A 20,584-nucleotide genomic window follows, 5' to 3' on the forward strand; every position below is an offset into this window, starting at 1 on the left:
GGACAGGGGCCGTCGCGGCGCTCCTGGCTCCGCACCTTCGCGGCGGGGCGTGAAAGCCCGGAAGGACCGGTCCTTCGTACAGCCCCGGACGTACCCGACGTCCCAAGTCCTCCGCCCGGGCTCGGAAGTGGTACAAGCCGCCGTGTGAAAGCTCCCCCGCCTCCCGCTCCCCCCGAAACCCCCACCTTCGAAGCCCTCGGGCTCAAGCCCGAGCTCGTCGAAGCGTTGACGTCGCTCGGCTACGAAGAGCCTACCCCCATCCAGGCCGCCGCGCTCCCGCCGCTGCTGGCCCAGAAGGACCTGCTGGGCATCGCCGCCACGGGCACCGGCAAGACGGCCGCGTTCTCGCTCCCGCTCCTCCAGCACCTGAAGCCCGGCGCCGCCGGACCGCACAGCACCTCCGCGCTGGTGCTCGTGCCCACGCGCGAGCTGGCCATGCAGGTGTCCGAGGCCATCCACCGCTACGGCCAGAAGCTGGGCGTCAGCGTGCTCCCGCTCTACGGCGGCCAGGAGATTGGCCGGCAGCTGCGCGTGCTCAAGCGCGGCGTGGACGTCATCGTCGCCACGCCGGGCCGCGCGCTGGACCACTTGCGCCGCAAGACGATGAAGCTGGACCAGGTGCAGACCGTGGTCCTGGACGAAGCGGACGAGATGCTCGACATGGGCTTCGCGGACGACCTGGAGGCCATCCTCTCCGAGACGCCCGAGAAGCGGCAGACGGCGCTGTTCTCCGCCACCCTGCCCCCGCGCATCGCCAGCATCGCGGAGCGCCACCTTCACCAGCCGGTGCGCGTGCGCATCGAGAAGGAGAAGCTGGAGGCCGGGGAGATGCCGCGCGTCCGGCAGACGGCCTACATCGTCCCGCGCGCGTTCAAGATCGCCACGCTGGGGCGCGTGCTGGACCTGGAGTCCCCCACCGCCGCCATCGTGTTCTGCCGCACGCGCACGGAGGTGGATGAGCTCACCACGTCCCTCAACGGCCGGGGCTGGCGCGCCCACGCCCTGCACGGCGGCATGAGCCAGGAGCAGCGCGACCGCGTCATCAAGCAGTTCAAGTCGCAGGCGGCGGACCTGCTCATCGCCACGGACGTCGCGGCGCGCGGCCTGGACATCCCCCGGCTGACGCACGTGGTGAACTTCGACGTGCCCAACGCACCGGAGGCCTACGTGCACCGCATCGGCCGCACGGGCCGAGCCGGCCGCGAGGGCGTGGCCATCACCCTGCTGGAGCCCCGCGAGCACCGCCTGCTGCGCAACATCGAGCGGCTCACCGGTCAGCGCATCGAGGTCACCGCGGTCCCCACCGTGTCGGACCTGCGCGCGCGCCGGCTGGAGATGATCCGCTCGTCGCTTCGCGAGGCGCTCGTGGGCGGGGAGCTGGACGCGTTCCGCGGCATCGCGGAGGACCTGTCCGGCGAGTTCAGCGTCATGGACGTGGCCGCCGCCGCCATCAAGCTCCTCCAGGAGAAGGAGGACGAGGGCAAGGACTCCGCCGAGCAGGACATTCCCCAGGTGTCGGCGCCGGCGGAGCGGAAGTTCTCGCGCACGGAGCGCTCCGGTCCTCCGGGCAAGTTCGCGGACCGGGACGCCGAGCGCCCGTCGCGAGGCCCCCGCACCGCCGACCGGGGCGAGCGCGGAGAGAGAGCCGAGCGCGGCGAACGGGCTGAGCGCGGCGAACGGGCCGAGCGGGCCCCCGCGCGTCCCCCGCGCGCGCCGGAGTGGAACGTCACTCGCCTGTTCATCGGCGCGGGCCGCACCGCGGGCATGCGGCCGGCGGACCTGGTGGGCGCCATCGCGGGCGAGGCGGGGCTCGACTCCTCGCGCATCGGCGCGATCCACATCGCGGACATGTACTCCATCGTGGAGGTGCCGGAGCCGGAAGCCGCGCGCATCATCTCCGCGTTGAAGGGCTCCACGCTGCGCGGCCGCAAGGTCACCGTGCGCCGCGACACCCGCGACTGACGTCCTTTTCGCGTCACCGGCCACCCGTCACGGGCGGGCCGGTGACGCACGCGTCAGACCGCGTCCGGGTCCAGGTCCCGCGCGCGCCCCAGCAGCAGCGGCGACGCGATCCGGCTCTCCGGGTGCATGCGCAAGAGCGTGTGGATGACGCCGCCCAGCCCCGCCATCAGCCCGGGCGAGAAGGCGTCACGGGCGAGCCCCGCCACCGGCCCCCGCGCCTCCAGGCCGGAGATGAGCTCCGCGTCCAACGTCTCCCGCTCCTGCCCGAGCGGCTCCGAGGACAGCCGCCGCGCCGTCTCCATCAGCTCCCACAATCCCAGGTCGCCGTGACACAGGGTGTGGGTCCAGCCAAAGCCCTCGCGCACGGCCGCGGCCCGGGCCCGCTGGAACAGGTCCTCGTAGCGCGGCAGCCCCGTGCGCGCGAAGAGGTCCGCCGCCGCCAGGCCGATGCCCGTGCTCCCGTGGCACCAGGTCGTCAGCTGATCCGTGGCGTCCGGGCGGCGCAGGTCCGTCCAGTTGCCCACGTCCGGCCGGTAGAGCCCGTCCACGAAGTCGAAGGCGCGTTCGGCCAGGCTGCGCCACCGGCGCCGGTCCGCCGCCGTCCCCGCCGCGCTCAGGCCCAGCCGAGCCAACGCCCAGCCGATGCCCGCCGTGCCGTGCGCGAAGCCGCCGATGGGCTCCGGGAACATCGACGTGGACCACCGCGCGTCCCCCGCCACGCTCCGCGCCGTGTCCTCCAGCCGCTGCCCCGCGTGCGCCGCGATGTCCAGCCACTTCGATTCGCCCGTCTGGTCCACCAGGTTGAGCAGCGGGACGATGACGCCCGCCACGCCGCCCAGCACCTCCAGCAGTCCGTCCGCATCCAGCACCTGGGGCGTCAGCACCGCCGCGCGCTCGCGGGCCCGGTCCAACGCGCCGGGGACGGCGCCCAGGTCGTGCAGCGTGGACCAGATCCACACCTGCGACGCGAGCCCGGAGAAGCCACCCGGCGACTTCACCGGCACGCGGTCCTCCGTGGCGCGCAGCACCGCGAGCGTGCCTTCCAGGAGCGCGGGCAATCCCTCCACCGCGTCCGCGCGGCCGTGGTGGACCTCGCGCAGGTACTGGGCCAGCACCACCGCGACGCCGCCCTGCCCGCTGTAGTGCTCGGCGGAGAGGGGCCGCACCGCCCAGCCGTACTCGGCGAGCACCGGGCTGATCCACGTCACCGTGCCGTCCGGACCCCGCACGGCCGCGTCGCGCACGCGGCGGACCAGCGTGGACAGCTGGGCCCGGCGCCGCGCATCCAGGCGCTCCTTGCGCGCTGAAGTGACAGGCGCGGGGACGCGTGGAGGCAGGGCCTTCTCGTTGAGATAGGCGCTGATCAACGTGCTCTGGATGGTCATCTCCTCCAGCGACTCATCCACGGAACGCCACGCCTCCACCGTGGCGTCGATCACGCTCCGGGTCACGGGCAGCGTGAACACCGGGATGTCGCCCACGCACAGATCCGAGAGCTCCTCCTCGATGACGGGCGTCGAGGACGGCGCACCGGGAGAGACCTCCGCGTTGCGGCGCATCACGTCGTGTGCCTTCTCGCGGGCCTTCGGCGCGTCGTGCAGTGACGCCGGATGCCAGAGCATGCGCAGCAGCTCCGAATAGGTCTGCGTGGGCCGCAGGATGCGCCGGACCACCGCGCCCATGAACGGCTCCAGCAGCGGGCGCAGCTCTCCGTCCGCGTCCAGCGACTTCATCCGCGACGTGAGCTCACGGAAGCCGCCGACGACCTGATCCCAATGCCGCGCGAGCACGGGCTCCGGGCTGGGATGGTTCCTCGACGGCGGACGCTCCACCCACGTCATGCCCAGGCGGGCCGCGTCCGAGCCGCCGCCCACGATGGTGGGCACGTGGATGCGCGGCTGCTGGCCCGGGAGTGAACCCGCCGCGGAGATGTCCAATCCGCCCAGGCCCGGGCCTCCGCTGCGCACGGGGAGCAGGCCCGTCCGCAGCACGGTGCCCCGGATGGCCTTCGCCGCCAGGTCCACCGCCAGCCCTCGCTCCGCCGGGGGCACGGGCGGGTCCGGGGTGAAGAGGCTCTCCACGTCCACCACCACCGGCACGGGCCCGTGCGCGATGAGGTTCTCCGAGTGCAGATCCGTGCCGCCCAGCAGGCGCATCACCGCGAGCCAGTGGCCCAGGTTCCGGTAGAAGCGCGCGAGCTCGGTCTCGCCCTCGCAGAAGCGGTGCTCCACGAACTCCGCCCAGCCATAGCCCGCGCGCACCAGCACGGACGGCACGCGGATGCGCGTGGCGGCGTCATCCGGCGCGAGCAGCCTCGACAGCAGCCCCTCCAGCGCGCGGTCCACGCGCATGCACCGGGGCTTGTAGAGCACCTGCCCCTCTTCCAGTTCGAGCAACGCGACCGTCTGGCCGCCCCGGTGGGCATCGCCCTCGCCCAGCCGCAGCCGCTTCAGCGCGCCGCGAGGCTTGCCTGGCAAGGCGGACAGCGCGTCCCGGTCCGCGACGAACCGCTCCGCGAGCCGCAACACCGCCTGGGCCTGGAGCCGGCCCACGGTGGCCAACCGGTCGAGGAGCGGCGGATAGCGCTCGCGCAGGTGCGCGTGGAAGCCGGAGGTGCACGCCCGGTCGAGGAACTGGTTCCACCGGCCCTCGGAGTCCGTGGCGTCCAGCCACCCTTCCAACCCCGCCGCGTGAAGCTCCAGGAGCAACACCCGGTTGAGCTTGAGCTGGGCGCTGAAGCCCACGGCCTGCCGGGCCGCTGTCTCCACGACCTCGCGCTCCCGGGCGGAGAGGTCCGCCATCCGAGCCAGCCGCTCCGACAGCGTCTCCAGCTGCGGCGCCAGCAAGACGTTCACGGGGCGAGCGAGCCACCCGGCGGGCGGGACTTCGGTGACCGTCAACGCTTGCTCATGCACCATGGGTGGGGCTCCCTTGGGGGTGGGGACCGGATGAGGGGATTTCTCGGAAGGCCCTCCGGCACCGGGATGCGGCGCCGGAGGGATGCTTCAGACGGGCGGACGGGAGCCGCCCGCTGGCATCAACAACAGTGGACGTCGATGGACGCGGTGCAGCCGCTGCAGCCCGTGTCCGCCACCAGGTTGGACTCGGTGAGCGCCTGTTCGGTGCGCGCACCTCCCACGAAGAGCGGTCCCGCGGGGTTGGTCATGCCTTGGGACTCCTCATTGCCGGCCAGCCAGCCCTCCACCACATCCTGGAAACTGGGCTTCTTCGTCATGAGTGTTCTCCCTCGCGCCCGGACGGTCGTGGCGAGGGGTGCCATGTGCGCCGGACGCGGAGCGGACGTGAACACAGACACGCCCCGCAATGCCAGACGCATCAGGTCAAAGTCAGACACCCCACAATGACTTGCGCCTGCACGCCACAAGTCCAGCGGGATCCGAACGCGGCATAAGGGATTGCCACCACGAAACGGTCGGCCCCCTGCCCAAGAGGACGAGGAGACCGTGGACCAGGTGACAGGTCGGCCTCGGGGTCGGAGAGCGAGCCCGCCACGCGACATCCGCTGCCGCGAACGCCAGGGGCCTGACAGCCGGGCCCCTGTCCGCTCTTTCCAGGTCAGCAGGGACGCCTAGGATGGCGAGGAGGAGGTGAACGTGGAGCGCCCCATCGCCAGCCCGGAAGATCCGCTGGTCTTCAACGGCATCGATGGCGTCACCGGGCAGTACCTGGTGCCGCCCATCGCATTGCCCGCGGCCGCGGAGGTGGCGGAGCCTCGGGGTGAGGCCGCGTATTTCGAAGCGTGGAGGAAGTGGCTTGAGTTCCTCCCCATGCGTCTCAGCTTCGGCCTGCCGCCCGACGCGCCTCCGGAGGACTACACGAAGGCCGGCTGGGGCGTGGTGTTCCCGGCGTCCGCCTCCGAGGAGCTTCGCAAGAGCCTGGAGCCGCTCATCGCCCATCGGCGCGAGCGCATGGAAGAAGCGGACCGGTGCCACGTCCTCACCTACCAGTCCGGTGAGACGGCGCATCAGTTCCTGGAGCGGCACGGAGCGCCCATCGGCGACGTGGAGCCGAGCATCGTTCCCTATTACCTCCTGCTCGTGGGCGGGCCTGACGTCATCCCGTTCGACGTGCAGCACTCGCTCTCCCTGTCGTACGCCGTGGGCCGGCTCTCCTTCGACACGCCCGCGGAGTACGGGCGCTATGCGGACAGCGTGGTGGCGTATGAGACGGGCGCTTCCGTGCCCAATCACCGGCAGGTGAACTGGTGGGGACCCAAGCACCCTGGGGACCGCTCGACGGAGCTCAGCGCGGACAACCTCGTCGCTCCGCTCGCCCGTGGTGCGCCGTTGGATCAGCCTCCCCAGCTGTCGAAGACGGTCGCCGCGAAGGCCCGCTTCGCCAGCCGTGAGGCCATCGAGGATGACGCAACCCGTGAATGGTTGCTGGCCGCGCTCCATGGCCGCGACGTGCGCCCGGCGGTGCTCTTCACCGCGTCCCATGGCGTGGGCTTCAAGGCGAATGATCCGCTCCAGCTCACGAAACAGGGCGCCCTGCTGAGCCAGGATTGGGCCGGATTTGGCGCGATGGCCCCCGCGCACTACGTGGCGGCGTCGGACATCCAGGACGACGCGCGGATCCATGGCCTGGTGGCGTTCTTCTTCGCCTGCTTCGGCATGGGCACGCCCGCGAACGACGAGTTCCCGCTCCATGCCTCGCGCAGTGGTGACGCGCTCGCGAGTGCTCCCTTCGTCGCGGCCCTGCCCCGGCGGCTCCTGGCCCATCCCAACGGCGGCGCGCTGGCGGTGATCGGCCACGTGGAGCGGGCGTGGGGCTTCTCCATCAAGCCCCTGCAGATGACCCAGACGACCATCCACCCGTTCCGCAACACGCTCTGGAAGATCATGGCGGGAATGCCGGTGGGCCACGCGCTGCGCGACTTCCGCGACCGGTTCTCCGCCGCCAACAACATCCTGCTGACGCACCTGGATGCCAACACGTCCAACGGCAAGCTCCAGCCTCGCGAGCTGCTGCACCGGTGGATCGAACGCAACGACGCTCGCAACTACGTGGTGCTCGGCGATCCCGCCGTGAGCATCCGGCACAACGACCTGCAGGCGCTTCCCTGAAAGGAGCATCGACCCATGCGAACGCTCATTCTCAGCGACCTCCACCTCGGCAACGGTGGCCCCTACGACATCTTCGCGGGTGCCGCCGAGCTGCCCGCCCTGTTCGATTCCTTCACCCGCACGCCCACCCACGTCGTCCTCAACGGGGACAGCTTCGACTTCCTGCTCAACGACGACCCATTGGCGGTGGACCCGAAGCGGACGCTGGAGCAGGCCCGCGCGCTGGTGACATCCGCGGCGACCGCGCCCGCGCTGAAGGCGCTCGGGCGGGTGCTGGCCGCGGGAGGCCGGGCGACGATGGTGGTGGGCAACCACGACCTGGAGCTGGCTCTTCCGGACGTCCAGGAGGTGATCCGCTCCGCGCTGGGCCAGCCCAAGGACATCGCTTCGCGGCTGGAGTTCCGAGACGGCACCGCGCCCCTGCAGTTGGAGGTCGGCGGTTCGCGCGTGCTGGTGACGCACGGCGAGCACACCGACGTGGCGAACCGCATCGACTACGACTCGCTCCTGTCGTCGGAGCGGGCGAACCGCTTCCGCTATCCGCCGGGCTCCGTGCTGGTGAAGACGCTGCTCAACCCGCTCAAGCACCAGCACCGCATGCGGTACATGGACCTGCTCAAGCCGGACTTCGAGGGCGCGGTGATGGTGGCGCTCGGCGTGAAGCCCGACGCGCTCCGGGTCCTGTTCAACGCGGGGACGCTCACGCTCATCCGGCGCCTGCTGGACAACCGGGGCCTCGCGCCGGCCTTCGCGCTCGAACCGATGGACGCGGTGGGCGGGTCGGACGCGGACGTGCACCTGGCGCGCAGCCTGGCGCGAGTGGACCTGAAGGACGACGAGGTGGACGCCCTGCTGTCGGTGCTCGACCCGGAGAAGCTCAACGCCTTCGACAACCCGGAGGCCCTGGGCCGTGCCCGGCTGAAGCTGGCCAAGGCGGGGTTCGCGTTCTACGCACGCCTGCACCGCGCGGTCGCTGGCAGGACCGGCACGGACTACTTCGCCCTGGAGCCCGGCAAGGACGAGCTCGCGGAGACCGCTCGGCTGGGCAAGAAGTACAACCCGCAGGCGGTGGTGATGGGCCACACGCACGCGGCCCGCTGGCACGAGGGCGACGGCCCCCTCTACGCCAACACCGGCACGTGGATCTCCCTCCTGCGGCTCCCCGCCCCGGAGGCCTCCGACGAGGAATGGGGCGAATACCTCGCGGAGCTCCAGGTCAATCCGTCGCTGGACCCGGCGAAGCAGAAGCACGCGAAGCTGGAGCAGCGCTTCACCTTCGTGGAGGTGGAGCCGAACGCTTCGGCGCGAGGCGCGACGCTGCGCCTGTCGCAGTGGACGGAGCAGGGCCCGAAGACACTGCGCAGCGCGGAGCTTCCGGCCGGGAGCTGAGGTCCGCGCTCAGCGGGAGAGTTGGGGACGATCCGCAATGGCGGACAGCACGCCGTGCAGCAGGGCCAGCACCACGGCGACCCCGAGCATGTACGGAGCGATGACCTGAAGGCCCCATCGCTCCGCCATGACACCCGCGAGGCTGGGGATCGCCGCCACGCCCGCCGTCGCCGCGCTGACCTGGAAGCCCACCGCGTGCGCGGAGACATCCAGGCCCACGCGGCGCGGCGTCACTGACATCAGGGCAGGGAAGATGGGCGCCAGCGCCAACCCCAGCAACGCGAGCCCCAGCGCGGGCGGCACGGCGGGAATCGCGAACAGGGCCGCGCCCACCACCGCCAGCACCGTGCTCGCGCGCAGCATCCGCACCGGACCGATGTGTTCGACGACGAAGCCTGACAGCACGCGTCCCACCAGCAGGCTGCCCCAGTAGATGCTCACGCAGGTGCCCGCCGCGGCGGTGTGCAGGCCCCGGCCTTCGGTGAGCACGGTGAAGCTCCACTGGCCCGCCGTCACCTCCACGCCCGTGTAGAAGAAGAACGTGAAGATCTGCAGCCACACGCGGGGCCGGCGCACGGCCTCCATGGCGGACGCGGTGGGCACCTCCGCGCGAGGCTCCTCGCCGGGCGCCGCCACCTGTGCGTCCCACAACCGGCGCATCAACAGGAACGTCAGCGCCAGCGTCCCCAGCACCACGGCGAGGACCGCATAGCCGGTCCTCCAACCCGCCCCCCGAGCAAGCAGCGCGGTCATCAACACCGGCCCGACCGCGGCCCCCACGCTGTAGGCCGCGTGAAGCCAGCTCATGTGCTTGGGACCGAAGTTCTGGGCCGCGTAGTTGTTGAGCGCGGAGTCGATGGCGCCCGAACCGAAGCCGATGAAGCAGGCGGCGGCCAGGAACAGCACGAACAGGGGCACGGTCGCGTAGCCCGTGAGCCCCAGCGCCACCGAGCCGGTGCTCAGCGCCAGCAGCAGCCCCAGGTTCATCGCCCGCATCAGCCGGCCCGCGAGCAACCCGGAGATGAAGTACGCGACCGCGGCCGTCCCCAGGATGGCGCCCATCGTCGCCTGCGACAGGCCGAACGTGCTTCGCAGCGACGGCCACGCGACCCCCAGCACCGCGTCCGGCAACCCCAGGCTGACGAAGGCCAGGTAGGCAAGCGTGAGAAGCGCGGGACGCGGACGGGGCACGGGCGAAGACGGGCTCACGCGGCGCACCGTAGATCGCGGTCGGACATCCCGTGGGGACATCGCGGTCACATTCCCCCGCCGGGGTCTTGACCTTGACACCAGTGTCAGGCCCGAAGCTCTCGGCCATGGAGTCTTCAGGAATGAGAAGGAAAGAACCCGGCCGGGTCTGCCCGCCGGGAGCGGACCGCGGAAACCTGTCCGACAGTAGGACAGGTTTTGAACCGGCTCGACCGGGAGGGGCCCCATGGATGTTGGGGGTCCTGGCATCCGGATTCAGGAGCGCAGGATGAACATCGGAGAACTCGCCCGGCGCACGGGCAGCAGTGCGCGGTCCATCCGCCACTACGACAAGGCGGGGCTCGTCGCTTCCCACCGCCGCGACAACGGCTACCGCGACTTCGACGAGGTCGCCGTCCCCCAGGTCATGCAGGTCGCGAGGATGATCCGCCTGGGCTTCTCCCTGGAGGAGATCGCCACCTTCCCGCCGTGCATGCTCCGGCAGGTCACGGACGCCATCTGCCCGGACGCGCTCGCCGCCCACCGGGAGCGCCTGGCGGAGGTGGAGCGGCAGCTCTTCGACCTCGCCCGCCTGCGCGAGCGGCTCATGGCCCTGCTTCCCCCCAACGAAGGAGTCCCTCATGAACCGTCGTGACGTGATGAAGACAGCCCTCGTGGGCACGGGGCTGTTGCCAGGCCTCGGGCTCGCGGCCACGGCCGCGAAGGCACCCCGCAGGCCCCGGACGTTCCTCCTGGTCCACGGCGCGTGGCACAACGCCCTGCACTGGACGCGTGTCGCGGAGGCGCTCACCTCGAAGGGACACCAGGTCGTGGCCATCGACCTGCCCGGCCACGGACTCAACGCGCGCTTCCCCGCGTCCTATCTCACGGGCGACGCGGCGCGCTTCAAGGAGGAGCGCTCGCCCCTGGCCGACGTCACGCTGGACGACTGCGCGGACGCGGTGGTCGCCGCGATGGAGAAGCTCCAGGGCGGCGCAAAGCCCGTGCTCGTGGGCCACAGCGCGGGTGGCACTGTCATCACCCGCGCGGCGGAGAAGGCCCCGCACCTCATTGGCCGGCTGGTGTACCTGAGCGCCTACGTCCCGCTGCGCCTCCAGAGCGCCAGTGGCTACGGCGCCCTGCCCGAGGCTCACACGCCGTACAGCGCGTCACTCTTCATTGGCGACGCCGCGAAGTTGGGCGCGGTGCGGATCAATCCGCGCGGTGATGCGGCGTACCGGGAGGCCCTGCGCGCGGGCTTCTACCATGACGTGGACGAAGCAGCCTTCCTGCCCTTCGCGCTCACGCTCACGCCCGACATCCCGGTGTCCCTGTGGATAGGCAAGGTCGGCGCAACCAAGGAGCGCTGGGGCCGCATCCCACGCAGCTACCTGCGCTGCGCCCAGGACCGCGCCCTGGTCCCCGCGCTCCAGGACCTGATGATCCGCGAAGCGGACGCCTTCACACCCGGCAACGCCTTCACCGTGGACACGCTGGACACGTCACACTCCCCCTTCGCGTCCCAGCCCCAGAAGCTGGCCGCGCTGTTGGACGGACTGCGCTGAAGCCGCGGCCTCTGAGGGCAGGCGTGTCGGTGCCGACCGATACCGTGCTCAGCATGACAAACACGATCAATGCCTCACGGCGCCGCGTTGCTGCGCTGCTGACCGGAGCGCTGTCCTTGTCCGCATGCACTGAAGGCGCCATGGGTTCGGCGGTTGGTGTGCGCAGATGGGTGGGGCCGCAGGTCATGGTCCCAGGCGGTGGGCAGTTCAGGACGAACATCTTCTACGGCCCGTGGCAGTGCAGTCCGCAGCTTATGAACTACTGCCGCGACAAATGCACCGGGGAGGGATTTGCGCTCCAAGGCTGCGTCTGGATCGCGGACGTGAAGATGGACTTCGACGGCAACATGTTCAGAGCGGGGAGCAGGTTCGGTATCGCCAACTGTTGCTGTAACTACCCAGCACTGAGCGTCAGCCAGAACGCGACAGCACGGGGACGGTGGGAGTCCATCCGAGATGGATTCCGTGATCGATGGGCGGAGAAGTTCGGCCAGTGGCCGACTGACGCCAGTGGGAACAACTACCCGGCCCACCACATCCGCGACCTCAAGCACGGTGGCAACCCTACCGACTGGGACAACATCATCCCCTATCCGGCCGACCTCCATTCTGGCCTGAATCAGGTCTACAACCAGTGCTACGCAGGACAACCCCCGTGGACGAGCGTCGGGGTCAGCCATCCCTACGGAGAGTAGCCACATGCCGACGATGACCGAACTCCTCGACGCCGTGGCCGCCCAGCACTTCCCACATCCGCCCGCGACGGCAGCGGCAGTCGATGCGTTCGAACTTCGAATGGGCTGGCGCCTGGATCCGGACCTGCGCGCCTTCTACACGCGCTTCGATGGAGCCAGGCTGTTCCGCGGCTCCAACGCGCCCTACTCCATTCTGCCGCTCGCCGAGGTGCGGCGCGCACGGGTCGTCATGTCCCAAGCCGATACGGACGCGGCGGGTCCATCGGACTGGTATGCGGTGTGCCAACTCCAGGACAGCAACTTTGCGCTCCTGGACGTGGGGCAACAGACACATGGGCGCTATCCGCTCCGCGACGGCTACCGCGAGGGATTCCCGGACCCCTACTACTGCCCGGTCATCGCCCACTCGTTCGCGGAGTTCCTGGCGGGTGCGCTGACGTCCGGTGGGAAGTCCTATTGGCTGAAGGCCCTCGAAGAACAGGGCCAGTAACCCCGACGCCACGGTCTTTAGAAGATGGACAGGCCGGTCAGCGTCGTGAATCGGTCCAGCGCCTCCACGCCCGCCACCGAGTTGCCCCGCGCATCCAACCCGGGGCTCCACACGCACAGGCCACAGCGGTTCGGGATGACGGCGATGATGCCCCCGCCCACGCCGCTCTTGCCCGGTAGCCCCACGCGATAGGCGAACTCCCCCGCCGCGTCGTACGTGCCACAGGTGAGCATTACCGCGTTGACCTGCTTGGCCTGGCTGCGCGTGAGCAGCCTCGACCCGTCCGCGCGCTGCCCATGCCGGGCGAGGAAACCACAGGCCCGGGCCAGGTCCGCGCAGCTCATCGCCAGCGAGCACTGCCAGAAGTAGTGCTCCAGCACCTCCGGGACGGCGCTCTCCATGTTGCCGTAGCTCGCCATGAAGTGGGCCAGCGCGCGGTTGCGGTGACCGTGATCCGCCTCTGACGCCGCGATGATCGGATCGAAATTCACGGACGGGTTGCCGCTCTCCGCGCGGAGGAAGTCCCGCAGCGTGCCGCGCGCATCCCCGGTCAGCCGCTGCAACCGGTCCGTGATGACCAGCGCCCCCGCGTTGATGAACGGGTTGCGTGGGATGCCCTGCTCGTACTCCAGCTGCACCAGCGAGTTGAACGGATTGCCCGACGGCTCCTTGCCCACGCGCTTCCACAGCGCGTCCCCGTCCCGCGACAGCGCGAGCGCCAGCGTGAACACCTTGGAGATGCTCTGGATGGAGAACGGCTCGCGCCAGTCCCCCACGCCGTACACGTCCCCCTCCACCGTCGCGAGCGCCATGCCGAAGCGGCCCGGGTCCACCGCCGCCAACGCCGGGATGTACGTCGCCACGCGGCCCTGCCCCACCACCGGCCGCACCGCGTCCCAGACCTCCGACAACACCGCCTGGTAGTCCATGTGCCGCCATCCTCGTCCGGAAAGGACGGGGACGCTTTCAGAATTTCCGCGCCGCGGTGTCTGCTGGGACATGCGCTTCCTCCCGACCACGCTCCTGGCCCTTTCCCTCCTGGGCACCCTCCCCACCGCGTGCTGCAGCAACCCCAGCCCGTCCACCAACGCCTGCCAGATCCCGGAAGAGACGCCGACGGATCCGGGCACGGTCCAGGTGACGCAGCTTGGCGCCGGGGAGCTCAACGCCGCGGGTCAGACGTGGCCCTACCAGTTGCTCAAGCTGGAGGTGCCCGGCCGCGCCGCCACCTATGCGCAGTGGTTCCCGCCCCGGAAGCCCGGCGTGTCCCCCACGGTGGTGCTCACCAAGCCCTACGACGGCATCGCCTGGACCGGCGAGGCCGTGGACGCGAAGTGGGCCACGCGCGGCGCCGGCATCCACCCGGACGACAGCGAGCCACACTACGGGCCGGGCTCGTCCCCCATCGCGTTCACGCCCACCACGCCGGAGCTCATCGCGGGCGAGGCCTTCATCCACCTGTTCCATGACTTCGGCGTGCTCGCCGTCTTCGGCCGCTTCTACGCGGGCGGCGACCTCCAGAATGACCGCGACGACATGAACGCGGGCATGCGCTTCCTGGCCCAGGCCCCCAACGTGGACACCACGCGCATCGGCATCTTCGGCGGCTCCTGGGGCGGCTACGAGGCGCTCTACGCCGCGGCGGACGCCCCCTCCACCGTGGTGCCCGCCGTGGGCGTCGCCCTGTCCCCGCTGTCCGACTTCGCCGCGGAGGTGGACTACGTGAGTCGATGGGTGCCGGCGCGCGTGAGCGACCCGGCCATGCGCTCGCGCTACCAGCAGTTCTTCGAGCCCTACTTCCGCCGCATCTACGCCACCACCGGCGGCGACCCCGTCACCCCCGGCACGGACTACACGCGCTGGACCGCCGCCCACCTGGCCAGCACCATCCAGACGCCGTTCCTCATCCTCCACGATGATTGGGACACGCTCATCCCCGTGGAGCACACGCGCGCGCTCGTCGCCCAGGCCCCGCAGCGCTTCACGCCCATGTACTTGCAGAACCTCCCGGCCGTGGACTGGAACACCCTGTCGCCGGACCACGGACCGCTGCTCACCGCGCACGGCGGCGTCGTCATCACGCTGAGCCTGGGGCACCTCTTCGTGACGCTGGGCGCGGCGGAGCAACCCCTCTACGTCCCCCACGTCCAGGGCACCGTGCGCACGTGGCTGCGAGGCGTGCGCGCCGCCCAGGAGCAGGGCCGCGACGTGAGCGACGTGGTGCCCCGCCTGCTGGAGCTCACCGACCCGCGCGTGCTGATGTTCGAGCCCTCGCTGGGAACGCTCCAGCCGGGCGCCGCCTTCATCGCCCAGGAGCTCAACGCCGTCTGGGGCACGACCTTCACCGACGCCAACGTGGGCTCGGCGCTGGCCCCGGGTCTGCCCGCGCCCTGAGCCAGCGCAGGCCTGCCCCACCGGTGGCACCCGCCCGAACAGGCATGTCGATCCGCACGTGGCCCATTCGTCGCCAATTTGGACGGGCAATGGGACTGCCCGGAAGGGACGGATGCGACGATGGAACTGACGGTGACGGAGTTCGTGACGCTGGACGGAGTGGTGCAGGCCCCAGGAGGTCCGGAGGAGGACACGAGCGGCGGCTTCACCCATGGCGGCTGGGTGCAACCCCATTTCAGCGAGGAGATGGGGGCGCACATCGTCGACATCTTCTCCCGCGCGGACGCGTTCCTGCTCGGGCGCGGGACGTACGAAATCTTCGCCGGCTACTGGCCGCGCGTGACGACGCCGGACCACCCCATCGCCCGGCCGCTCAACACGCTGCCCAAGTACGTGGCGTCCACGACCCTGCGCCGCGTGGACTGGGCGAACTCAACGCTGTTGGAGGGGGACACGGTGGAGGCGGTGCGCCGCCTCAAGGCCTCGCCCGGCCGCGAGCTCCAGGTGCATGGCAGTGGCGGCCTGCTGCAGACCCTTCTGGCGCATGACCTGGTGGACGTGCTGCACCTGCACGTCATCCCCGTGACGCTGGGCAGCGGCCGGCGCCTCTTCGGAGCGGGAACGCAGCCTCGCATGCTGCAACTGGCCGCGTCCCGAATCACGCCCAACGGGGTGGCGCTGCTCACCTACCGGCGCGCCGGGCCCCTGCGGACGGGCACCATCGGACAACTGGATTGATGCGTCAGCGCAGCCCCGCGAGCTTCGCCAGCTCGCGGGACATGGCGCGCAGCTCCTCCGCGCCCGCCGCGTTCGGGCTCACGTCGAACACCACCTCGTAGCCCAGGCCCGCCTGGTTGATGGACTCCGAGCGCGGAATGCGTGCCTTCAGCACCGGCACCGTCACATCCTTCAGTGCCTCCTCCATCGCCTCGTTGGTCGCGGGCGTGCGCCGATCCCACAGGTTCACCGCGGCCACCAACTGGCCGCCCTGCTCGCGCACGTCGCGCCACGCGGTTTCAATCTCGCCCAGGCCCTGCAGCGCGAACGCGCCCGTGGGCACCGGCGCCACCACCACGTCCGCGAAGCACAGCACGGCCTCCGTGAACGCGCCGATGCTCGGCGGCGTGTCCACGATGATGACGTCCGGCGTCCACGACAGCGTCTTCAGCGCGCGCGGAATCGCCTGGAGCCGGTGACCCCAGCCGAACAACTCGCGCTCCAGCGCCGCCATGCGCGGTGCCCCCGGCGCGATGAACAGCCCCTGCCGCTTCGGCGACGCCACCACGATCTCATCCAACTTGTGCTTCGGCCGGGGCCCGAACGCATCCGCCACGCACGGGCCTTCACGCGTCTCCAGGCCCAGCACCAGCGACGCATGCGCCTGCGGATCCAGGTCCAACAGCAGCACCCGGCGCCCCGCGTCCGCCAGCGCCGCCGCCACGTGCGAACACAAGGTCGTCTTCCCGACGCCTCCCTTGATGGTGCAGAACGCAATCGTTGGCATGGCCCCGGATGTACCAGGAATCCCCCACGGCGCGGGGCCGCTCCGGATTGGACCACCCGCCCCATCCGGAGCGCTCCAGAATGGTGCAGCCCGCCCTGCCCCACCCCCGTGACTCCAATGATTCCAGCCCCTTGGCGCTGGCATCGGACGTGCTCTGTCCCCTCCACGTCAGGGCGCCCCCAGCGGGTGTCGAAGCATCAGGAGACTCACCATGGAAATCCGCTTCTTTGGCGTTCGGGGCAGCATCGCGGTGTCGGGCTCGCGCATCGGCGGCAACACCGCGTGCGTGGAGGTGACGAGCCAGGGCGAGCGGCTGATCCTCGACGCGGGCACGGGCATCCGGACGCTGGGCGAAGTCATGATGCGCGAGGGCGCTCCCCAGAAGGCGACGATGTTCTTCTCGCACCTGCACTGGGATCACGTGCAGGGCTTCCCCTTCTTCACGCCCGCGTACCTGCCCACCACGTCGCTGACGATGTACGGCCCCGGCGCGAATGGTGCCCAGGCGCTGGAGTCCACGCTGTCGCAGCAGATGCGCCCGCCGCAGTTCCCGGTGCCGCTGTCCACCATGCGCTCGAAGATGACCTTCGGCGCCGCGATGCACGGCCGCACCGTGGAGGTGGGCCCCTTCAAGGTGACGCCCATCGACGTGCCCCACCCGGACGGCTGCATGGCCTACCGGGTCGAAGCGGACGGCCACTCCTTCGTGTACGCCACGGACGTGGAGCTGCCGGAGCGCCTCACGCCGGACGTGGCCCGCCACTTCGAGGGCGCGGACGCGCTGTGCCTGGACGCGCAGTACACGCCCGACGAGTACGAGGGCAAGAAGGGCATGTCCAAGAAGGGCTGGGGCCACTCGACGATGATGGACGCGGCCAAGGTGGCCAAGGACCTGCACGCCGGGCGCCTCTTCCTCTTCCACCACGACCCGTCCCACGCGGACGAGCTGCTGGAGGACATGGCGCAGGAGGCGCGCGGCCTGTTCCCCTTCACCGAGCCCGCGCGTGAAGGCCAGCGCATGCTCCTGGGCCGCGCGGCGGGCGCATGAGCGCCGCGAGCCCGGAGCCGTGCGATAGACTGTCTCCAGCGCCCTTCTCTCTTCCGCCGCTGCCCGCCGCCATGCCCTCGTCCCCGCCGGATGTGTCCCAGGTCCTGCTCCCCCTTGGTGGCCTCGTCGGGCGCGAGGTGGACCTGGACGCCTTCCTCCAGACGCTCGTGGACCGCATCGCCATCACGCTCCAGGCGGACCGGGGCACGCTGTGGCTGTTGGATCCCGTGCGCCGAGAGCTGTTCAGCCGCGCGGCGCACCTGCCGGAGGTCGCGCAGATCCGCGTGAAGCTGGGCCAGGGCGTGGCGGGCTACGTGGCGGAGGCCGGCGAGCCCGTGCACGTGCCGGACCCGCGCGGCGAGCGCCGCTTCTTCGCGGACATCGACCGGATGACGGGCTACCGCACCATCAGCCTGGCCGCGGTGCCGCTGCGCGACGCGGCGGGCGCCGTGTACGGCGTGCTCCAGGTGCTCAACCGCCTGGGCGGCGGCCCCTTCACGGAGGACGACACCCGGAAGCTCACCGACATCGCGGCGCAGGTGAGCACCGCCCTCCAGAGCACCAGCCTCTACCAGGAGCTCCAGCGCGCGAAGGATCAGCCGCAGGCCCCGGTGGGCTACTTCTTCAACCGCATCATCGGAGAAGCCCCGCCGCTCAAGGCGCTCTACCGCCTGGTGCAGAAGGCCGCGCCCACGGACGCCACCGTGCTGCTGCGCGGGGAGAGCGGCTGCGGCAAGGAGCTCTTCGCGCGAGCCATCCACGTCAACGGCCCCCGGCGCGACAAGCCCTTCGTGAAGGTGGACTGCGCGGCCCTGCCCGCCGCCCTCATCGAGAACGAGCTCTTCGGCCACGAGAAGGGCGCCTTCACCGGCGCCGACCACCGCATGCCCGGCAAGTTCGAGGCGGCCGACGGAGGCACCGTCTTCATCGACGAGCTGGGCGAGTTGCCCCAGGCCGTGCAGGGCAAGCTCCTGCGCGTGCTGCAGGACCGCGAGTTCGAACGCGTGGGCGGCACGCAGGCCGTCAAGGTGGACGTGCGCATCGTCGCGGCCACCCACCGCGACCTGCCGCGCATGGTGGCGGAGGGCCGGTTCCGCGAGGACCTCTACTACCGCATCAAGGTCGTGGAACTGCTCCTGCCCCCGCTGCGCGAGCGCGGCGCGGAGGACATCGAGCGGCTCGCCCGTCACTTCGTCGCCACCGCCGCGAAGCGCCACCGCCTGCCCGTGCCCCGCCTCGGCGCCACCGCGCTCGCGAGGCTCAAGCGCTACCGCTGGCCCGGCAACGTGCGCGAGCTGGAGAACTGCATCGAAAGCGCCGTGGTGCTGTCCGAGGGTGAAATCCTGGAGGAGCACCTGCCCCTGCCCTCCCTGGACCGTGCGCCCTCGCCCACCGAGCCAGACGCGCCGCAAGCGCCCGCCGCCGCGCCGGACGCACCGCTCCTCCTTCCGCTGGCGGAGGTGGAGCGCCGCCACATCCTGCGCGTGCTGGAGGCCGTGAAGGGCAACCGCACCGCGGCGGCGCGCACGCTGGAGATCGGCCGCAACACGCTCGCCCGCAAGCTCAAGGAGTACGGCCTGGCGGACGAGGGCTGAACTTCGAATCGCCCTCGAAGCCCGAGCCCCGCCCCCCAACGGGCGGCCATCGGGGCGGCAGCCTGTCCGGGAGTGCCTTTCGGCGGACACCGGGGGCACCTCTCCTCAGGGCCGTTGTGCGCACCCGCGAGGGCCGGACACGTGCCCGTCCGAGGGGAAGGAGCACGTCATGGCGGATGTCCTCGATGCCCATTCAAGCGGGCCCCCGGCGCATCGGGAGGTGCGGACCGGCAGGATCATCGGCATCTCCGTGGTGGCCGCCCTGGGCGGATTCCTCTTCGGCTTCGACACCGCCGTCATCAACGGCACGGTCGTCGCACTGAAGGCCGAGTTCGCCGCGAGCAGCCTGGGCCTGGGGCTGGCGGTATCCTCCGCGCTCATCGGCTCGGCGGCGGGCGCCTTCGCCGCGGGGCCCTTCGCGGACCGCTACGGCCGCCGGCGCGCGATGATGCTCGCGGCGGCGCTGTTCATCATCAGCGCCATCGGATCGGGGCTCGCGTTCTCCCTCTGGGACCTGAGCTTCTGGCGGCTGGTGGGCGGCCTGGGGGTGGGCTTCGCCAGCGTCGTCGCGCCCACGTACATCGCGGAGATCGCCCCGGCGTACCTGCGCGGCCGCCTGGCGTCCCTGCAACAGCTGGCCATCGTGTCCGGCATCTTCGTGGCCCTGCTGGGGGACTTCGCCATCGCGCTCTACGCGGGCTCCGCCTCCAAACCCACCTGGCTGGGCTTAACCGCGTGGCGGTGGATGTTCTTCAGCGGCCTGCCACCCGCGCTCTTCTACGGCATCGGCGCCATCTTCATCTCGGAGTCCCCGCGCTTCCTCGTGGCCAAGGGCCGTGAGCAGGAGGCGCTGAGCGTGCTGAGCGACATCGAGGGGGACGCCGCGCCCGCCAAGGTCGTGGAGATCCGCCGCTCGCTGCGCACGAACTACACACCGCACCTGGCGGACCTGAAGGGCGGCCGCTTCGGGTTCCTGCCCATCGTGTGGATCGGCATCGTGCTCGCGATGCTCCAGCAGTTCGTGGGCATCAACGTCATCTTCTACTACTCCAGCGTCCTCTGGCAGGCGGTGGGCTTCTCCGAGCACAACGCGCTGGCCATCACCGTCATCACCAGCGTCACCAACATCCTCACCACGCTCGTGGCCATCGCGTTCGTGGACAAGGTTGGAAGAAAGCCCCTGCTGCTCATCGGCTCCGTGGGCATGGCGCTCACGCTGGGCCTGCTGGCGTACCTCTTCGGCACCGCGCCGTTGGATGCCGCGGGCAAGCCCGTGCTGCAGGGCGCGGCAGGCACCACCGCGCTCATCGCCGCCAACCTCTACGTCGTCTTCTTCGGCTTCTCGTGGGGGCCCATCGTCTGGGTGCTGTTGGGCGAGATGTTCCCCAACCGCATCCGAGCGCTCGCGCTGTCCATCGCGGCCATGGCGCAGTGGCTGGCCAACTTCCTGGTGTCCGCCACGTTCCCGTCGCTGCAGGCCGTGGGACTTGGCTGGGCGTACGGCCTCTATGCCGCGGCCGCCGTCTTCTCGATCTTCTTCGCCGCGAAGTACATCCGCGAGACGAAGGGTCAGGAGCTGGAACAGATGTAGCCCCGCGAGACAGGGCGATACACGGAAGCCCGTACACCCTTACGGGCTTTCTTCATTTTTACGCATCGGCTGGGTG

At 70.6% G+C, this 20,584-nt stretch carries 17 protein-coding genes; 12 read left to right on the top strand and 5 right to left on the bottom strand.

The window, feature by feature from the left end:
• The first annotated feature begins 144 nt into the window (after nucleotides 1–144).
• Complete coding sequence (locus tag D7Y11_RS27515) at nucleotides 145–1,962, top strand: DEAD/DEAH box helicase (RefSeq protein WP_126935184.1); 1,818 nt, start codon at nucleotides 145–147, stop codon at nucleotides 1,960–1,962.
• A gap of 53 nt (nucleotides 1,963–2,015) precedes the next feature.
• Here the strand turns inward: D7Y11_RS27515 and D7Y11_RS27520 are convergent, their stop codons facing one another.
• A complete protein-coding gene (locus D7Y11_RS27520; protein WP_126935185.1) occupies nucleotides 2,016–4,880 on the bottom strand; it encodes a type 2 lanthipeptide synthetase LanM family protein in 2,865 nt (954 codons plus the stop codon).
• Between the two features lie 119 nt (nucleotides 4,881–4,999).
• Nucleotides 5,000–5,197 carry a DUF6229 family protein gene (locus D7Y11_RS27525; protein WP_120580802.1) on the bottom strand — a complete coding sequence of 66 codons (198 nt, stop codon included), beginning with the start codon at nucleotides 5,195–5,197 and terminating at the stop codon, nucleotides 5,000–5,002.
• Nucleotides 5,198–5,576: 379 nt separating this feature from the next.
• Between D7Y11_RS27525 and D7Y11_RS27530 the strand changes: the two genes are divergently transcribed.
• On the top strand, nucleotides 5,577–7,049 hold the full coding sequence (locus tag D7Y11_RS27530) for a hypothetical protein (protein WP_126935186.1): 1,473 nt from the start codon (nucleotides 5,577–5,579) through the stop codon (nucleotides 7,047–7,049).
• A gap of 15 nt (nucleotides 7,050–7,064) precedes the next feature.
• The gene (locus tag D7Y11_RS27535) at nucleotides 7,065–8,438 is read left to right on the top strand and encodes a metallophosphoesterase (protein ID WP_121755528.1); all 1,374 of its coding nucleotides are present in this window, start codon (nucleotides 7,065–7,067) and stop codon (nucleotides 8,436–8,438) included.
• A 9-nt stretch (nucleotides 8,439–8,447) separates the two neighbouring features.
• Here D7Y11_RS27535 and D7Y11_RS27540 read toward each other — a convergent pair whose 3' ends face one another.
• Nucleotides 8,448–9,647 (bottom strand): sugar MFS transporter, encoded by a 1,200-nt coding sequence (locus tag D7Y11_RS27540; protein ID WP_233597451.1) that lies wholly within the window; start codon nucleotides 9,645–9,647, stop codon nucleotides 8,448–8,450.
• Between the two features lie 268 nt (nucleotides 9,648–9,915).
• Here D7Y11_RS27540 and D7Y11_RS27545 point away from each other — a divergent pair, with 268 nt between their 5' ends.
• From D7Y11_RS27545 to D7Y11_RS27560, 4 genes are read left to right on the top strand one after another with little or no spacing between them, the layout of a single operon-like run.
• Nucleotides 9,916–10,281 carry a MerR family transcriptional regulator gene (locus tag D7Y11_RS27545; protein ID WP_120580798.1) on the top strand — a complete coding sequence of 122 codons (366 nt, stop codon included), beginning with the start codon at nucleotides 9,916–9,918 and terminating at the stop codon, nucleotides 10,279–10,281.
• Nucleotides 10,268–11,191 (top strand): alpha/beta fold hydrolase, encoded by a 924-nt coding sequence (locus tag D7Y11_RS27550; RefSeq protein WP_126935187.1) that lies wholly within the window; start codon nucleotides 10,268–10,270, stop codon nucleotides 11,189–11,191. Before D7Y11_RS27545 ends, D7Y11_RS27550 begins: the two co-directional genes overlap by 14 nt.
• 23 nt (nucleotides 11,192–11,214) lie before the next feature.
• On the top strand, nucleotides 11,215–11,886 hold the full coding sequence (locus tag D7Y11_RS27555; protein ID WP_233605236.1) for a hypothetical protein: 672 nt from the start codon (nucleotides 11,215–11,217) through the stop codon (nucleotides 11,884–11,886).
• A 4-nt stretch (nucleotides 11,887–11,890) separates the two neighbouring features.
• Complete coding sequence (locus tag D7Y11_RS27560; RefSeq protein WP_233597449.1) at nucleotides 11,891–12,376, top strand: SMI1/KNR4 family protein; 486 nt, start codon at nucleotides 11,891–11,893, stop codon at nucleotides 12,374–12,376.
• Nucleotides 12,377–12,393: 17 nt separating this feature from the next.
• On the opposite strand, the gene D7Y11_RS27565 is transcribed toward D7Y11_RS27560, so the two are convergent.
• Entirely contained in the window at nucleotides 12,394–13,305 is a 912-nt protein-coding gene (locus D7Y11_RS27565; protein ID WP_126935188.1) for a glutaminase, read from the bottom strand.
• Between the two features lie 70 nt (nucleotides 13,306–13,375).
• On the opposite strand from D7Y11_RS27565, the gene D7Y11_RS27570 reads away from it, so the two are divergent.
• A complete protein-coding gene (locus D7Y11_RS27570) occupies nucleotides 13,376–14,770 on the top strand; it encodes a S9 family peptidase (protein ID WP_126935189.1) in 1,395 nt (464 codons plus the stop codon).
• A 120-nt stretch (nucleotides 14,771–14,890) separates the two neighbouring features.
• On the top strand, nucleotides 14,891–15,508 hold the full coding sequence (locus D7Y11_RS27575; protein WP_126935190.1) for a dihydrofolate reductase family protein: 618 nt from the start codon (nucleotides 14,891–14,893) through the stop codon (nucleotides 15,506–15,508).
• 4 nt (nucleotides 15,509–15,512) lie between these two features.
• Here D7Y11_RS27575 and D7Y11_RS27580 read toward each other — a convergent pair whose 3' ends face one another.
• Nucleotides 15,513–16,274: a ParA family protein gene (locus D7Y11_RS27580; protein WP_120580793.1), complete on the bottom strand. Its 762-nt coding sequence runs from the start codon at nucleotides 16,272–16,274 to the stop codon at nucleotides 15,513–15,515.
• A 211-nt stretch (nucleotides 16,275–16,485) separates the two neighbouring features.
• On the opposite strand from D7Y11_RS27580, the gene D7Y11_RS27585 reads away from it, so the two are divergent.
• From D7Y11_RS27585 to D7Y11_RS27595, 3 genes are all read left to right on the top strand, one after another.
• Nucleotides 16,486–17,322, top strand: a complete 837-nt coding sequence (locus D7Y11_RS27585) for an MBL fold metallo-hydrolase (protein WP_121755759.1) — start codon at nucleotides 16,486–16,488, stop codon at nucleotides 17,320–17,322.
• The gene (locus D7Y11_RS27590; protein ID WP_126935191.1) at nucleotides 17,319–18,917 is read left to right on the top strand and encodes a sigma 54-interacting transcriptional regulator; all 1,599 of its coding nucleotides are present in this window, start codon (nucleotides 17,319–17,321) and stop codon (nucleotides 18,915–18,917) included. The genes D7Y11_RS27585 and D7Y11_RS27590 overlap by 4 nt, the downstream gene beginning before the upstream one ends.
• Before the next feature lie 169 nt (nucleotides 18,918–19,086).
• Nucleotides 19,087–20,508 (top strand): sugar porter family MFS transporter, encoded by a 1,422-nt coding sequence (locus D7Y11_RS27595; protein WP_120580827.1) that lies wholly within the window; start codon nucleotides 19,087–19,089, stop codon nucleotides 20,506–20,508.
• Nucleotides 20,509–20,584: the final 76 nt, after the last annotated feature.

This window comes from Corallococcus sp. AB018 (assembly GCF_003986945.1).
Lineage (GTDB): Bacteria > Myxococcota > Myxococcia > Myxococcales > Myxococcaceae > Corallococcus > Corallococcus exiguus.

Excerpts from the sequence above, each read along its gene's own strand:
- D7Y11_RS27525 (WP_120580802.1), bottom strand. The coding sequence starts at position 5,197 with ATGACGAAGAAGCCCAGTTTCCAGGATGTGGTGGAGGGCTGGCTGGCC.
- D7Y11_RS27535 (WP_121755528.1), top strand. The coding sequence starts at position 7,065 with ATGCGAACGCTCATTCTCAGCGACCTCCACCTCGGCAACGGTGGCCCC.
- D7Y11_RS27545 (WP_120580798.1), top strand. The coding sequence starts at position 9,916 with ATGAACATCGGAGAACTCGCCCGGCGCACGGGCAGCAGTGCGCGGTCC.
- D7Y11_RS27520 (WP_126935185.1), bottom strand. The coding sequence starts at position 4,880 with ATGGTGCATGAGCAAGCGTTGACGGTCACCGAAGTCCCGCCCGCCGGG.
- D7Y11_RS27550 (WP_126935187.1), top strand. The coding sequence starts at position 10,268 with ATGAACCGTCGTGACGTGATGAAGACAGCCCTCGTGGGCACGGGGCTG.
- D7Y11_RS27570 (WP_126935189.1), top strand. The coding sequence starts at position 13,376 with ATGCGCTTCCTCCCGACCACGCTCCTGGCCCTTTCCCTCCTGGGCACC.
- D7Y11_RS27590 (WP_126935191.1), top strand. The coding sequence starts at position 17,319 with ATGAGCGCCGCGAGCCCGGAGCCGTGCGATAGACTGTCTCCAGCGCCC.
- D7Y11_RS27585 (WP_121755759.1), top strand. The coding sequence starts at position 16,486 with ATGGAAATCCGCTTCTTTGGCGTTCGGGGCAGCATCGCGGTGTCGGGC.
- D7Y11_RS27565 (WP_126935188.1), bottom strand. The coding sequence starts at position 13,305 with ATGGACTACCAGGCGGTGTTGTCGGAGGTCTGGGACGCGGTGCGGCCG.
- D7Y11_RS27595 (WP_120580827.1), top strand. The coding sequence starts at position 19,087 with ATGGCGGATGTCCTCGATGCCCATTCAAGCGGGCCCCCGGCGCATCGG.
- D7Y11_RS27580 (WP_120580793.1), bottom strand. The coding sequence starts at position 16,274 with ATGCCAACGATTGCGTTCTGCACCATCAAGGGAGGCGTCGGGAAGACG.
- D7Y11_RS27575 (WP_126935190.1), top strand. The coding sequence starts at position 14,891 with ATGGAACTGACGGTGACGGAGTTCGTGACGCTGGACGGAGTGGTGCAG.
- D7Y11_RS27560 (WP_233597449.1), top strand. The coding sequence starts at position 11,891 with ATGCCGACGATGACCGAACTCCTCGACGCCGTGGCCGCCCAGCACTTC.